The 13968-nt window shown below is 47.8% G+C and carries 17 protein-coding genes and 1 pseudogene; 7 read left to right on the top strand and 11 right to left on the bottom strand.

Annotated elements, in window-relative coordinates; genetic code table 11:
- Window positions 1-124: 124 nt before the first annotated feature.
- From I6E24_RS12215 to I6E24_RS12255, 9 genes and pseudogenes are all read right to left on the bottom strand, one after another.
- Window positions 125-778, bottom strand: a complete 654-nt coding sequence (locus I6E24_RS12215) for a CatB-related O-acetyltransferase (protein ID WP_235328823.1) — start codon at window positions 776-778, stop codon at window positions 125-127.
- 11 nt (window positions 779-789) lie between these two features.
- Window positions 790-2079: an MATE family efflux transporter gene (locus I6E24_RS12220; RefSeq protein ID WP_235328824.1), complete on the bottom strand. Its 1290-nt coding sequence runs from the start codon at window positions 2077-2079 to the stop codon at window positions 790-792.
- 336 nt (window positions 2080-2415) lie between these two features.
- Window positions 2416-2922, bottom strand: a complete 507-nt coding sequence (locus I6E24_RS12225) for an HXXEE domain-containing protein (RefSeq protein WP_235328825.1) — start codon at window positions 2920-2922, stop codon at window positions 2416-2418.
- A gap of 6 nt (window positions 2923-2928) precedes the next feature.
- Window positions 2929-3390, bottom strand: a complete 462-nt coding sequence (locus I6E24_RS12230) for a hypothetical protein (protein ID WP_235328826.1) — start codon at window positions 3388-3390, stop codon at window positions 2929-2931.
- 28 nt (window positions 3391-3418) lie between these two features.
- Window positions 3419-4027 carry a hypothetical protein gene (locus tag I6E24_RS12235; protein ID WP_235328828.1) on the bottom strand — a complete coding sequence of 203 codons (609 nt, stop codon included), beginning with the start codon at window positions 4025-4027 and terminating at the stop codon, window positions 3419-3421.
- A gap of 9 nt (window positions 4028-4036) precedes the next feature.
- Complete coding sequence (locus I6E24_RS12240) at window positions 4037-4660, bottom strand: pyridoxamine 5'-phosphate oxidase family protein (protein ID WP_235328829.1); 624 nt, start codon at window positions 4658-4660, stop codon at window positions 4037-4039.
- Between the two features lie 3 nt (window positions 4661-4663).
- A complete protein-coding gene (locus I6E24_RS12245; protein ID WP_317218735.1) occupies window positions 4664-5173 on the bottom strand; it encodes a GNAT family N-acetyltransferase in 510 nt (169 codons plus the stop codon).
- Window positions 5147-5683: pseudogene (locus tag I6E24_RS12250) on the bottom strand (GNAT family N-acetyltransferase); the annotation flags it as partial. The pseudogene I6E24_RS12250 and the gene I6E24_RS12245, both read right to left, overlap by 27 nt.
- Before the next feature lie 33 nt (window positions 5684-5716).
- Complete coding sequence (locus I6E24_RS12255; protein ID WP_235328830.1) at window positions 5717-6349, bottom strand: recombinase family protein; 633 nt, start codon at window positions 6347-6349, stop codon at window positions 5717-5719.
- 660 nt (window positions 6350-7009) lie between these two features.
- On the opposite strand from I6E24_RS12255, the gene I6E24_RS12260 reads away from it, so the two are divergent.
- The 7 genes from I6E24_RS12260 to I6E24_RS12290 all read left to right on the top strand — a co-directional run bounded on the left by I6E24_RS12260 (window position 7010) and on the right by I6E24_RS12290 (window position 13130).
- The gene (locus tag I6E24_RS12260) at window positions 7010-7636 is read left to right on the top strand and encodes a hypothetical protein (protein ID WP_235328831.1); all 627 of its coding nucleotides are present in this window, start codon (window positions 7010-7012) and stop codon (window positions 7634-7636) included.
- Between the two features lie 23 nt (window positions 7637-7659).
- On the top strand, window positions 7660-8106 hold the full coding sequence (locus I6E24_RS12265) for a hypothetical protein (protein WP_235328832.1): 447 nt from the start codon (window positions 7660-7662) through the stop codon (window positions 8104-8106).
- Between the two features lie 9 nt (window positions 8107-8115).
- Complete coding sequence (locus tag I6E24_RS12270; RefSeq protein ID WP_235328833.1) at window positions 8116-8511, top strand: hypothetical protein; 396 nt, start codon at window positions 8116-8118, stop codon at window positions 8509-8511.
- A gap of 146 nt (window positions 8512-8657) precedes the next feature.
- On the top strand, window positions 8658-9029 hold the full coding sequence (locus I6E24_RS12275; RefSeq protein WP_317218734.1) for a hypothetical protein: 372 nt from the start codon (window positions 8658-8660) through the stop codon (window positions 9027-9029).
- A 172-nt stretch (window positions 9030-9201) separates the two neighbouring features.
- Complete coding sequence (locus I6E24_RS12280; RefSeq protein ID WP_235328835.1) at window positions 9202-9954, top strand: helix-turn-helix domain-containing protein; 753 nt, start codon at window positions 9202-9204, stop codon at window positions 9952-9954.
- A gap of 205 nt (window positions 9955-10159) precedes the next feature.
- Window positions 10160-11614 carry a MobV family relaxase gene (gene mobV, locus I6E24_RS12285; protein WP_235328842.1) on the top strand — a complete coding sequence of 485 codons (1455 nt, stop codon included), beginning with the start codon at window positions 10160-10162 and terminating at the stop codon, window positions 11612-11614.
- 52 nt (window positions 11615-11666) lie between these two features.
- Window positions 11667-13130 carry an OmpA family protein gene (locus I6E24_RS12290; protein ID WP_235328836.1) on the top strand — a complete coding sequence of 488 codons (1464 nt, stop codon included), beginning with the start codon at window positions 11667-11669 and terminating at the stop codon, window positions 13128-13130.
- 76 nt (window positions 13131-13206) lie between these two features.
- Here the strand turns inward: I6E24_RS12290 and I6E24_RS12295 are convergent, their stop codons facing one another.
- Complete coding sequence (locus I6E24_RS12295) at window positions 13207-13851, bottom strand: metallophosphoesterase (RefSeq protein ID WP_235328838.1); 645 nt, start codon at window positions 13849-13851, stop codon at window positions 13207-13209.
- The coding region (locus I6E24_RS12300) for a transposase (protein ID WP_235328481.1) at window positions 13848-13968 on the bottom strand (121 nt) is incomplete at its 5' end. The genes I6E24_RS12295 and I6E24_RS12300, both read right to left, overlap by 4 nt.

Consider the following 13968-nt stretch of genomic DNA (forward strand, 5'->3'; position numbering starts at 1 on the left):
AAATAAAGCATATATAAATCATATATTCTTATATAATTATATAATTATATAGTTATATAGTTTCATGGTTACATAATTAACGATACTATATCTTATTTTGTGATGACCTTATCAATAATAAATGTTATGCCATTTTTGTACAAAAATAAATGTGTTCTTGTGTCAGCTTATTTACATCACCTTTCCCAATATAAGGCAAATATCGCCGTATCTTTTCGGCAGACCAATCCCACCATTGCAGCGTTTCGAGTTTCCGAATCACTTCTTCATCGAAACGCTTTCTTATCGGTCGGGCAGGAACGCCGCCGACTATCGTATAGGGCGGCACGTCTTTCGTAACAACGGCACGGGCGGCTATGATTGCCCCGTTGCCGATGTGGACGCCAGCCATAATCACCGCTTCGTAGCCTATCCACACATCGTTGCCTATCACGATGTCGCCTTTGTTGTCCCAAGCCGTTGCCACGTCCGATTTTTCCAAATCCCAATCCTCATAAAAGAGCGGGAAGGTGTAGGTGGATAGGGATTTCAAGGCATGGTTGGCACAGTTGAACAGGAATTTCGCACCGCAGGCAATGGAACAGAACTTGCCGATTATCAGCCGCTCGTGGTTTATCGGGTAATGGTAAAGCACATTGTTCCGCTCGAAAAGCAACGGGTCGGACACGAAATCATTGTAGATGGTATAGTCGCCCACTTCGATAGACGGGTCTTTCACAACTGCATTCAGGTACACGGTCTGCGTGTCGCCTGTGCGTGGATATATCTTTTTCATCATGACATTCAGTTTTAATAGTGTTTATATTTCAGATAAATGACAGATAACAAGCCAAGTAATATCACATACAGATATTCTGCCGTCCAATAAACGGACAGTGAAGTACTGAAACCGCTTATGCTCCACAAATAAATCTGATAAGCCGCGATGGTTATCAACTGGAAAATAAAAGTCATGCGTGTCGCCCCTGTACCTGTTACGCCGTTCATATAGACGTAACCGGGCAAGGCAAAGACATAATTCAGTAGCATAACCACAAAGGGCAGATGAGCAATCTGCATCAGAAACGCACTTTCCGTATAGATGCCAATAATCGGACGGTAGAAAATCAGGGCAAGGATAACCAGTGGAAAACCGATGGCATATCCTAGGCGGATAACCCGGTTACACAGCGGAATTACCTGTTCCTTCTGTCCGGCTCCCAACAAATTGCTCACCAGCGAACCGGTAGTAGCCGCCAGCGAATTGACAATGACGAAGAACAGCGTCGAGACACTTCGTATGACATTGGTAGCTGCCAGTTCCATTTCTCCCAAATGCTCGATAGCAACGAAGAAGGCAAGCCACGATGCCACTCCGATAAACGAATGGAACATACTCCATACGGACACACGACAGATAGGAAGCAATACATCTTTGTCAAAGCTCCAACGCAATCCATATAACCGTTTATCCATTTTACGTAAAACATGGATTGCCAGCACTGCCAGCGAACACGCTTCGGCAAAAGACGATGCGATGGCTGCACCTGCTATCCCCATGTCCCAATGGAATATGAGTAGCCAATTGCCCGGAATGTTCACCAATACAACTGTCAGAGCTGCCATGTTCAAGGCTTTTGTACGGGTGATGCCGACCAAGAACGAGCGCAAGGCAAGGAACGGAAAGGAGAACAACAGTCCCCAAATTCGTCCGTCCAAATAATCAATCACAGCATGATAGACTTCCACAGAAGTAATCAGCCGACTTAGAATCATCGGGGAAAACAGTTTGGAGAGCAGACACAAAAAGACAGCAAGTACCGACAGGAAAAACAATCCTTGAAAGAATGTCTTTCCGGTTTCGGAATAATGCCGCTCGCCGTTGCGCCGTGCGACAACGACCTGCAATCCCAGACTGAAACCGAAGCCGAGCATATAGATAGCCAGATACCAAATCCCAGCAAGGGCGGATGCGCCCAATTCTATTTCTCCCACATGCCCCAAGAAAATGGCATCGGTGATATTGATAAGTTGTTCGATAAGGATGCTCATCATTACAGGAAAGCTGATGAGCCAGATATTCTTGTATGTATAGTTCATTGTTCAACTTGATAGGATGCGACAAGTCCTGCTGCACGAGGCGGCATGACATATCGCATTATTATGAATTTGGAATAATGGCAAAACAAGAAAGGACAAACCGGTTATAAGTCTGTCCGTTGCCGAATAGCTATGACTAAATGCTATCCGTTAAGCGCAGCTATATGCACACTTGCCATTTCATATTGGTTGAACAATTCTATTTTTTCTGTCAGTTCCGCAAAGATAGCATTTGTTTTTGATTATACCTCCAAGTTTCCAGTTTCTTTTTGTAGGATTTCCAACATTTCCCTCAATTTGACTTCGCTTTTTTGGGGATATGCACATTCCGGGTATTCACATCTTGTTTTTAATCCACTTATAAATTCTGGGTGTTACGATTTGCATCAGGCAAAGATTGGCAATACAAATAACCAGGCTTAAAACACCTAACAAAACGTTTTCTACATTGGAATATTGCTCTTGACCAGCACTTATTGCCATGACGCAATAAGGCAAACATAACACGGTGCTGACAATGGCAGGAATATATTTGCGAATGATAAAGAATTGTATAATGTGGGCAACGAAATGCAAACTGAAAGCCAGTAAACAAATATACCAGAACAACATGTTTCCTGTAATGATTGTAGCCATAGTACAAGCACTTACAATAACAAACTCCTCACATACGGCAATGCCGAATGCAGGACTTTGTAGAAAAGACAATTTTGATCGTAATGCGGGAAACTTTCGGGATAATTCTTTTTCATTCTTTTCAATCCATGCAGGCAGCATAACCATTTCCTCAAACTCATGGAGCATAAACAGGATAGGGAGCAAATATATCAATATTAAAGTCATTCCATTCTATATTTTCGTTTCAAATTCAGCAAAATCAGTGTTGCTTGCTTCAATCCGCATCTTGCAATGTTGGCTTCCGCGTAAAATGGATTCACAAATGGTTACTTGGAATGTCCTGTCTTTCCACAACGACTGCAAGACATAAATGATGCTCTGCCTTGAGCATTCACAGAGCAGAGGTGTAGAGACATAGCCCCGCTTGTGCAGTTCACATGTACATTCCAGAAAATACAGGTTATAAACAGCGTCTTTCTCTACCGTTTCACATCTTACGCCGGGCTGTTCATCGGCTATGGCGAAAAACCGGTCAAGGTCTCCGGCCGCCTGTTCAAACAGGTCTTTATAAACCTGAAGTGTACCGCACTGCACGCAGTTTCTACCGCACTCGCGGAAGAAAGTCTCTCTTTGCTCTTCCGACAGTTTGGCGATTCCATCCTCAAAACCTTTGAACCAATTCGATAATTCCATAAAATTGATATTTTAGGTAATCAAACTATTATCTTTCTTTTGATATATAAACAGGGTAATCGTCTTTAGACAAACTTTTCACCAACGTGTCTGGATTTACATCCCAAAGCGTAGGAAGATACTCAAACACGGCTTTCCCCTTATCAAGATGGAAACGGACTTTGGCATCGAACGCAGCAGGCTTATAATTGCCATCTCCTATGGGGCTGTCTCTATACAACAACTGGTTTTCTTGCCATTTCAGCTCTTTGCCGTCAAAGTTCACATCGAATATTCCGCATACCACGGCTTCCATCGTCTGATTTTTAACTGTCGTTGAGATACAGCGCATATAGCCGGTAAGCTGACCGGTGCTTTTCCGCATGGCCAGTTCATAACAGAACACGCTCGTCCCGGTGTAATCCTTGGCAACAGTTGTCCTGTTGTCTTTATTATCCACATTATATATCAGTTCATGAGTAATGGTTGTCATATTGAACTTAAAACCATTTCCAGTCTGCATCAAATCAGAGAAAATCATTCTGTCACTATATACGCCTTCCAATTTCCCGTTTTCCAGTTTGTAGACAACATCCTCGGTAAACAAGTTCCTGCCAATGATGTTTTCCTTCAAAAATAGAATTATTCCGTCTTTCATATCTGTCATTTATAATACGATGTGCTTGAATTTTCGGTCTATCCAGAAAGTGGCTTCTTCTGCATGAAAGCAAAGAATACAGTAGTCCGGATCGTCCGGACCTTCCGGAAAATAATGCTTCATAAAGTCTTTCCAGAAAGCATGGCGGGTTTCCATGTCTGAAATGATTTCAGCCGTTCCAGTTAAGGTAACGCTGTCAGCCTCATGGACATAACAGATTCCGGCCTTTGGCTCCTTTCTCAAATGTTTCACTTTTTCCGAAGACAACGAGGTCGTCATCCACAGTGTTGCTATTCCGTCATGTCGCAGCACATCTATGGCCACAGGGCGGGGGAACCCGTTCCCGTCGATTGTCGAAAGTATGACATATCCGCACCGGTCGAGTATCCATGCCGCCTGTTGTACAGCAGGCATCCAGCGCTTCAGGTTACTGAGGTCTGCATGTCCTTTTAGTCCAGAGACGGCAATGGCTTTCTGCTGTTCATCAAGCGAAGCTGCTGTGAAAAATCCTTTTTGAAAGCAATTCCTGCAATATTCTGAACACGGATGCCCATCTCCATGAGTACCGAACATATATTCTCCAGACATAGGTAATCCGCAACTTTGGCAGATTTGTATTGTTTTTATGCTCATATTTCAATAGTTTAACTCTTTCTTCATTACATAATTGGTCAAATAAAGCCGGTTTGCCTTCGCTTTCTGTTCTTTCACCATCTTGTGGCCATGCTTCTCAAAGAAAGGTCGTGCGGTGATGCTAACTTCTACGCTTATTTTATACACGCCATATCCATGAGCCATCTTTTCAACCTCTGAAAGCAGTAGGCTTGCCACGCCTTTATGTTGCCAGTCTTTGTGGACAAACATGGAGTGCAGATAGCCTTCGGTGTTCATGGAGGAAAAGCCGATAATACCGCCTTGTTCGTCAAGCGCACCGATATAATTGTTCTTTGCAAACAACTCTTTCCAATGCTCTATGCTGTCTCCACACGAAGCCCAGTCTTCTACTTCCTCCTTCGTGTAGTCTTTGGAATTGACAGTAAGAACCGTGGCGCGGAACAATTCCCGCATTTCCGGAATATCTTGTTCCGTCAACAGACGTATAGATATATGTTGAGCAGATTCCCATTCCTCCTTCGTCATCCGCATGAAATGCTCCGTGCGGACATCGCCAAGCGGAGATGTCTTGCCTTCTTCCGTATGATGAAAGCGGAAACCGCATTTCTCCATCACTCGGCGCGACTTCGTGTTGCCGTCATAATAGCCGCACCAGACGGCGGTCACTCCCAAATCCTCAAAACACCTTCGCAGCAGGCAGCGCACGGCTTCGGGTATCAGGCCTTGCCCCCAATAAGGCACGCCTATCCAATAGCCTATTTCCGCCTCGCCCGCCTGCATTTCAGCACTGTGCAAACCGTCTCCGAACATGATTCCCACACTGCCTACCGGCTCGTCCGTTGCTTTCAATACCACCGCATACGTTTCGGGAGCGGCAAATACCGTGCGAATTATTTCCAAACTATCCGCTACCGAAGTATGAGGAGGCCAACCCGCAACAGGACCGATTGCCGGGTCTTTGGCGTATTTGTACAAGGCCTCCGCATCCGATTCCCGCCAAGGGCGCAATACAAGCCGTTCTGTAATTATCTCTTTATTCATATCTCAAGAGTACTTGATAGTCCGAGTTTTGTGTCACTCTGTTTCGTCCATTCCCTTCTTGCGCCTCGGTCCTTTGGTCCGGCCTCTGTTCAAATCGACATTGTATTTGTTCAGAATGCGGAATATTGAGCTTTTGCTGCTGAATCCGCTTACATTGGCAATGTCATCTATAGAATAGCCGCTGTTATACATGTCCACGATGCTCCTTTCCCGTTCAGTCCTGGATAAGTTTTTCCCCGTCTTGGCCGGCGACTTGATATTTTTCTGGAACAGCATGACATGGCTGGATGACTTGCGCAATGCGGCGATTTCTTCAGGAAGGGCTCCCACCATTTCAAGAACATCGGCAGCAGTAGTTTCCTTGAACAACTCGTTATGGCTGTCAATCCTGTCTTGGATGGAAATCAGGCGCACGACCTTTATCCGGCACATTTCGATGCAGACCGACAGTTCCCGCACCCCACGAACTGCATTGCTGAACTTGGAAACCACAAGCACGTCGCCCCTGTAAAGGGCGTTCATAAGTTGTTTCCACTGGGGACGCATCACTTCATGATCAGTCTCTTCCTCAATAATTTGTTCACACCCGAAATTCAGCATCCATTCCTTGTCCGCCTCGTAAGTGTCATAGTGATTAGCCTTGAATATGTATCCTACTTTTGCCATTTTTCGTATGCCTTAAAATTTGCCCGCAACAAAGATAATAGTTTTTTCTGTATGAAATCATACTCTATCGAATTAGTTTAAAAAATCATATTCAAAACTTGCTTTTTCTTTCACTTGTTTTCATTGTAAATCATACTGTTAAGTATGAAATTAAAATGTCGTCAAAATCTGATTTTTGATGGTGGAAAGTAGGAAATATTATATAGATTTGCGCCGTTTTTAAGATGAAATCACAGTATGGTATTTATAAAATCATATTCAAAATCAAGGTCGCTTTTGACCGGGATGATTGCCGTTTCGGTGGTCATGTTCCTGTCCGCAGGATGTACCGGAAAAATCGGCAGCGGACATCCGGAAATGGCGGATGACCCGGTCGGAGTTTACGGGAATTATCTGTCCGAAGTCCGGAAACTGGACGATCTTTCGACGAAGGAACTGGCGGTACATATAAACCGCTGGCGGGCAGCCAGGGACTCAGCCTTTTCTCATGCGATACGGGACACCTCCGGCAATCCTCATTCAGACCTGTACGGCAGGTGCGAAAGGATTCACGATTCGCTTCGCACGGAGTTCATCCGTCTGGCACGATCCGTCAGCCGCACCTGTCAGGACGTGTTTGTCCTCAAGGAACTTACCTCTCCTTATTATGGGGACAAGGACTTGAAGGTCGCAGCCGATAACGCAAGGCCGTTTTTCAGTTCGCTTGACAGCACTCCGCCCCTTGATTCAGACCGCAACAATATTCTTTCAGCATACCGACGGTTGCTTGCCCGGACATTGCAGGACGGGATACATGACCTTGCAGGCCTGAAATCTTTCATCAGGAATGAGGATGCAGTGTTCCGAACCTTCCTAACTCACCTTAACGATCTGGCCGGAGAGGATATGTCGGACATATCCAAGGATACGGAGCAATGCTGCTCCCGTGTTTTCATTGCAGCGGAAAACGAGGAGATTTCCTACCGGGATGCGATGATATACATGGCTATGCGTACCAACCGCCGCCTTATACAGAATGCGGCAGTGTGCCTCAAGGATATCCGGGAGGACAGGATAAAGTCCAAGTCCCAGGCGTGGGGCTATGCGTGTATGATGCTACAGCCTTACATCTCGATGGACGGCATTTGTGCGGTTTTGCTCTCCGATGCGGAGAAAGAGGAGCTGCGCAGAATCGCAGAACAGACGCCTGCGGCATTCGCAAGGTTGGGAGATATCCTGCAGTCCGACATGGAGAATCCGGACGAGTTGCCGGCCACGCTGATGGAAATTTATATCCAAAGATTGTAAACGACACACAAATATACATGATTATGCTACGACATTTCCTGAACGATTTCCTTTCTTTCGTCCCGTTACAGCTGCCGCAGCTTCTTGATGTGACGACAATGGAAGAACCGCAGTTCTATGGCGATTATGTACTGCTCACATTTCCTCTGCGCGACACCTACGAGCTGGAAGAGGTCATGGACATGTTCGAGGACGATATGGAGCTGATAACACTGTACCACCATATCCCGATGCGGACGGAACCATACGGTCACAGCACTTGCGCCTATTCCAATCCTGCCTTCGGGCAGATGTTCAAGATGAACGCGAAGACGGATGCCGACGGCAGGGTCAGCTGTATCCTCGCCACGATTTATGATTCGCTGGAGCTGATGTACGGCGACCTTTGCATCGATCTTGACCTGCACTCCAAGAGCGGCATAATGAAGTACAAGAGGAACAAGGACGATGTCCTGATGGATTTCATATAATTCCCGGCTATGCGAAACACTCTCTACCGGCAGATGGTCTATTGGATCAGGGCTAACAGGACATGGATTGAGGTCGTCGATGACAATCTTTTCAAAGAGCATATCATTGCGCGACCTGACAGGACAGACTACCTTGTTTCACGAACGCTGGTACTGCGGGCTTACAAGCCGCGCGGGGCTTGCGCCGAAGGCACGGCATGGAACATCCCCGAGCACGATCTGGACAGGGCGTTGGCCACGCTGCGCAGGCAGGACAGGCAGTTCCGCCAGCGGATCAAGAAGGCGGCCATGTATCTCACGGCAAAGGATGCGGAAGCTATAATCGCTCTTGCCACGCACGGTATTGTCCGGTTGGAACTGCTGGAACAACCCATACACATGTCACATAACTCAAATTACCTATGACCTGGATAGTATTGCAGTTTGTATTCCTTTTGCTCCCAGTCTTTCTGCCGATGGTGTTGTACAGGAGCCGCCGCCCCTTCATGGCAGCATTTTACCGTGTCATGACAGGCAATGCCAAGGCCCGCAAACTCTACACGCAGGTGCTTGTGGTTCTGCTGCTCCTTTTCCACTATGTCTATACGACCAGGCACCCCGGTCAGTTCGGGCCGGTGTTGTCCACCATAGTATCTGCCATGTTGTTATCTTCAAGGAGGACAGAACGATGGCTCCGCAAGCTACTTGATCGTCCAAGGGCATTTGTCTTCTGCGGCATCATGGCATTGACTATATGTGCCGTGCCTCAGTTGTTCACTCTTTCAGTCACCATTTCGTATATCCTTCTGGCTGCCCTGTTCTATCCCTCCGGCAAGATACTGTCCGAATGGGAGGACAAGGACAGGCGGTTTTACCTGTCGGAGCATCCGGATGCGATGTCCGACTGCTACCATTGCAATCATCACGCGAGGCTGCAATGTTAATGCGGGCAGAAGCGGCCTTATCTAATCCGCACATTAGTCAATCATAAAAAACAGAATGAAGATGAAAAATAAAGAAGAAATGACCGCTACCATATCGGCGAGTACCGGACTGTTCGACTTCCTCAAAGAGAAGGTCGGCGGCCGAAAGACAAGGACGGAAGCCTATTGCGACTTGTTGGACAAATCACTGGCAGGCTTCGTCTCTCCATTTTTAAGGAAACAGGATTTTCAACTCCAGCAGGGCCAGTGTCATGTGACCGTTTCAGACCTCGCTGCCGAATGGCACTGGCACAGGGCGACTGTTCGCTCTTTCCTGGAAACGCTGGAATCGTTAGGACAGCTGGAAAGGACAAGGTTGCCGAAAAGCATGGTCATCACCATGCGCCTGCATGATGGCAATCATGTGACGCCTGACATTGCACAAGGAAAAACAGGCATTGTCCGTCAGCTGAACGGAATCCTGTCCGGATGGGTAAACGGCAGTATCACTTCCGATGATGCCGGTATTGCGTGCGGGAAGGTTGTACACAAGGCTATCACCGATGCCGGACTTAAGGACGAACTGCCGGAAGACGACTGCCATGTCACTTTGATGAAGTTGTCGGAGAGAATGGACAAACGGGTATTGGAAATCCGGAATACCGCCATAGAGTGCATCGTCCTTGCCGCCATGCGGAAGGTGCTGTGCCGGGCAAAGCCGGACGAAAGAATGGAACTCACGGAATACCTGTGCTGCGACCTGGAGGGAAGATGGCCGTCGCTTATAGACCTGTCAGAGGAGCTGGCGGAGCACATCATCAACCTCTCCAAGGACAAGGACATCGACTACGACGATGACCGTCAGGTGCTCCTTAACAACCTTCACGACCCGTTCATGTCGGTTGCTGCGAAAGCATTGGTAAAATCCGCAGATGCGGACTGCTGAAAACCTATTGTATAACCACGGATAATCCGACGGATAACCGGCGCAGCCGTCCTGCCGTTTATAACAGGCATCCGGGCTTGCCCGTCTGCCATCGAACAAAGGGAGAGGGAGCCTAATACCCCAAATGACTACGTCTTTGGGAGCGGTGTCCGACCGGGCAGCAAGCTGGGACACGAAGGATTGTCCGAAACAATACAGGAAAAGTATGGCAAATGCAAAACAGGTTCTCGACATTCGGGTTTCCAAAGGCATCACTGCCGCCCAAAGTAATGAACATCTGCGCAACCGCAGTCAGAAGGCGGCGGAATATGCCATGAAGAAAGGCAACTACGACCCGACAAGGGAACATCTGAATTTTGAGATAGTGAACGGCGGAAAAGTACGCCCTGTGGACAAAAGCCGGAGCATTCCGGAACGCATGGCAGACAATCTCCGTCAGCGTGGTATTAAAGACCCTAACGAGGGATTGTTGGAGCCCAAATACAGGACGGTGGTCAACATCATTCTCGGCGGCTCCCGTGAGTTGATGCGTCAGCTCGCCTTCGGCAAGCAGGAGGTGGATTTCGAGCAGGGCGCGGACAATAGCCGCATAGTGCGGAAGCCGGAAATAGAACTGTGGGCGAAGGATGCCTATAGGTTCATCTCTGACAAATACGGAGAGCAGAATATCGCAGCTTTCGTTGCACATCTTGACGAGCAGAACCCGCACATACATTGTACGCTTCTGCCTATAAGAGACGGCAAGTTTGCATACAAGGAGATTTTTGCCGGAAAGGACAAATACGAGTACAGCGCAAGGATGAAGCAGCTGCACAGCGACTTTGCCGAGGTGAACAGAAAATGGGGGCTTTCCAGGGGAAGCAGTGTCTCTGAGACCGGTGCCCGCCACAGGACGACCGAGGAGTACCGTCGTATGCTGTCGGAGGAATGTACGGACATTGAGGAACAGATAGCCAGGCATAAAGAGGTGCTTTCCGCACTTCGTTCGGACATAAGGCTGGCAGAACGCAAGGTCAAGGGCTTGGGTTCTATGGTAGAAAATCTCCAGAAAAAGCAGGCGGAAAAGGAAGCAAGGCTGGCGGTTCTTGAAAAAGAGTTGACGGAACACAAAGGCGATGCAGCCGCCATATCCGCCGAGACGGACAAGCTGAAAAAGGAGCTTGCCTATATCCATCTCAAACTGGCAGACAAGCAGGAGAAATTGCAGACGGCTGACCGACAGCTGACCGATCTTAAGGAGAATATGGATGCCGTTCAGGAACGGACGGAACGCCTCAAGGAGGAAGCCTACAAATACTCCCGTGATGTCCATTCCAAAGTGGACAGCCTGCTCAAGGATGCAATGCTGGAGAATATGGTGAATGAGTTCCGTGACCTTTCGGCACGGATGACCGTACCGGAACGGCAGATGTTTGACGGCTCGCTTGTCCAATCCATAGCGGAGCAAGGGAAAGAGGTCATGCACTGTGCCACCCTGCTGTTTTTGGGTATGGTCGATGACGCCACCACCTTTGCCGAAACACATGGCGGAGGCGGAAGCAAGAGCGACCTCAAATGGGGACGGGACGAAGACGAGGACAACCGTGCATGGGCACTCCGCTGCATGAGGATGGCGAATCGTATGATGAAGCCTGCAATCGGCAGGAAACCCAAACGCTGACCGGCAGTTTTGTCCCATAATTCAAAAGAATCAACCAATAAAGTATCAGATTATGACGAAACATATCATTTTATTTTTTGCAGCAATATGTTCGCTGCACAACTATGCGAATGCGACGCCAGCGGACAAGGATACTGTCCGGTATGAAGGCTTCAGCTGCCATACCGAAATGCTCCGACCGATGCAACCCTCTTATCTTGACGGAGTGGTAGTCCCGATGCGCAGGAGTGGCAACTGGTTTGTCAGCCTGTCCGGAGGGGCATCGGCTTTTCTCGGCACGCCGCTCGGCTGTGAAGACCTCTTCGGGAGGCTCAAGCCCTCGTACAACATTGGAGTAGGGAAGTGGTTCACTCCGTCGGTCGGGGCCCGTATCAATTATAGTGGTCTGCATTTCAAGGACGGCCAACTGTCCACACGGGAATATCACCATGTCCATGTGGATCTGATGTGGAATCTGCTTGGAAGTAGGTACGCAAAACAGGACAAGGTTCGCTGGAGCCTTTCACCGTATGCGGGTCTCGGACTGCTGCACAATGCGGACAACGGACACAACCCTCTCGCCATATCATACGGCATACAGGGGCAGTACCGAATATCCAAGAGGGTAAGCGTCCTGATGGAACTTTCCGGGACGACCTCATTCCAGGATTTCGACGGATACGGAAAAGCGAACCGTCTCGGGGACCACATGCTCTCGCTGACGGCGGGATTCTCTTTCAGCATCGGAAAGGTCGGCTGGAAACGAGCCGTTGACCCCCGCCCGTATGAACGGCGCAATGAGTGGCTGACCGACTATGCAAACTCCCTGTCTGAACGGAACAGGCAATATGCCGGAAAGCTGGACAAGGAAAGGAGAACTTTGGACGAACTGAAGAAGATTTTCGAAATCGAAGGACTGCTCGATACTTACGGACACCTGTTCGAGGACAAGGATGACGATGAGCGGAAGTTTCCCGTAAACAACTACAGCGGACTGAACTCCCTGCGGGCCCGGTTGAAGAACCGTCATTGGGACGGCAATTCGCCTCTTATAACCGAAACGGACTCAGACAGCATTCAGGGCGTAAAGACGGACAGCATCTGCAAATCCGCACATGACAGCGTGAGCGGAGCACGAAATGAGGCAGTCAATCATTCAGACACCATTTCTGCGGCCGGTTATTTCGCCCTCATGCAGCATGGGGAAGAATGTATTGGCTCTCCGGTCTATTTCTTCTTCGACCTTAACACTGCCCATCTTACGGACACCTTGCAAAAGGTCAATCTCGATGCGCTCGCTCATGTGGCCAAGAAATACGGATTGTCCGTAAAAGTTACGGGAGCGGCGGACAGCGCAACCGGTACAACTTCCATAAACAATGCGTTGAGTGCCGCCAGAGCCGATTATATCGCAGGCGAACTCGTCAAGCGGGGCTTACCGGCAGAAAGCATTACTAGGATATACGAAGGCGGCATCGCCGACTATGTTCCTGACGAGGCCAACCGGCACACGAAAGTGGAACTTTATTTCAGATAAGCCTTTTTGTTCATAATTGAAAACAACTTTTTCATTTTTAAGAGAGCCTGTCCGCGACGGATCGGCTCTCTTTTTTCTAATATAACTCGATATATTTCCTTGGATTGAAGGTCGTGTGTTCATTATGGGATACATATCCCAACTGGTTTGTAATGCAGCTCGTTCTTCCTATAATCTTGTCAATGTTTCGGTGTGAATGACCGTATATCCAGTAGTCAATGGGACTTTTTTCAATAAAGTCGTCAAGCTCCACAGTAAAAGCACCGTTAAGCGGGCTTCCTATGAACTCCGGTGCGAGTAGTTCAAAGGATGGTACATGGTGTGTTACGACAACAATGTGTCCTGTATTACTTTGGGATATGCTTTCTTTCAGAAATTTCAGGCATTTGTCATGTTCCATGTTGAAGCGTGTCCAACCGAGCGTATCGTCACCGTATTTTATACGCCTGAAATCAGATATTGCCTGTTCGGTCCGAAAAGCATTCTTCGGTTCGATATTGGACCATAATGTAGTCGCTATTATTTCCGTATTTTCGGATAACGGGATTACTGCGTTATAATGACATGTGACATTTGTTCTTATTCTTAATGTCCATCCGTTATATAATGAGTCCAAGTCAAACATCTTGTAAAACTCATGGTTTCCCGGGACAACAATTACTTGCTTGTAATTGTCGGAAGCCCAATCCCAAAACGGATGGCGGCTGTAATTTTGGTTCATCCGACATTTCGCGTGATGCGGCAATCATGGAGTGCATATAACCTTAGCTCAAAGTATCGTTCATCCCTAAATCCGTATGCCGCTCTCTTCAAGACCTTTATCTTGTTGTTGATTCCT

Origin of the sequence: Bacteroides caecigallinarum (assembly GCF_021530995.1) — a bacterium.
GTDB classification, from domain to species: Bacteria; Bacteroidota; Bacteroidia; order Bacteroidales; family Bacteroidaceae; genus Phocaeicola; species Phocaeicola faecigallinarum.

Coding starts and splice junctions, on each gene's coding strand:
- I6E24_RS12215 (WP_235328823.1), bottom strand. CDS start 778: ATGATGAAAAAGATATATCCACGCACAGGCGACACGCAGACCGTGTAC.
- I6E24_RS12220 (WP_235328824.1), bottom strand. CDS start 2,079: ATGAACTATACATACAAGAATATCTGGCTCATCAGCTTTCCTGTAATG.
- I6E24_RS12225 (WP_235328825.1), bottom strand. CDS start 2,922: ATGACTTTAATATTGATATATTTGCTCCCTATCCTGTTTATGCTCCAT.
- I6E24_RS12230 (WP_235328826.1), bottom strand. CDS start 3,390: ATGGAATTATCGAATTGGTTCAAAGGTTTTGAGGATGGAATCGCCAAA.
- I6E24_RS12235 (WP_235328828.1), bottom strand. CDS start 4,027: ATGAAAGACGGAATAATTCTATTTTTGAAGGAAAACATCATTGGCAGG.
- I6E24_RS12240 (WP_235328829.1), bottom strand. CDS start 4,660: ATGAGCATAAAAACAATACAAATCTGCCAAAGTTGCGGATTACCTATG.
- I6E24_RS12245 (WP_317218735.1), bottom strand. CDS start 5,173: ATGCGGATGACGAAGGAGGAATGGGAATCTGCTCAACATATATCTATA.
- I6E24_RS12255 (WP_235328830.1), bottom strand. CDS start 6,349: ATGGCAAAAGTAGGATACATATTCAAGGCTAATCACTATGACACTTAC.
- I6E24_RS12265 (WP_235328832.1), top strand. CDS start 7,660: ATGCTACGACATTTCCTGAACGATTTCCTTTCTTTCGTCCCGTTACAG.
- I6E24_RS12270 (WP_235328833.1), top strand. CDS start 8,116: ATGCGAAACACTCTCTACCGGCAGATGGTCTATTGGATCAGGGCTAAC.
- mobV (WP_235328842.1), top strand. CDS start 10,160: ATGGCAAATGCAAAACAGGTTCTCGACATTCGGGTTTCCAAAGGCATC.
- I6E24_RS12290 (WP_235328836.1), top strand. CDS start 11,667: ATGACGAAACATATCATTTTATTTTTTGCAGCAATATGTTCGCTGCAC.
- I6E24_RS12295 (WP_235328838.1), bottom strand. CDS start 13,851: ATGAACCAAAATTACAGCCGCCATCCGTTTTGGGATTGGGCTTCCGAC.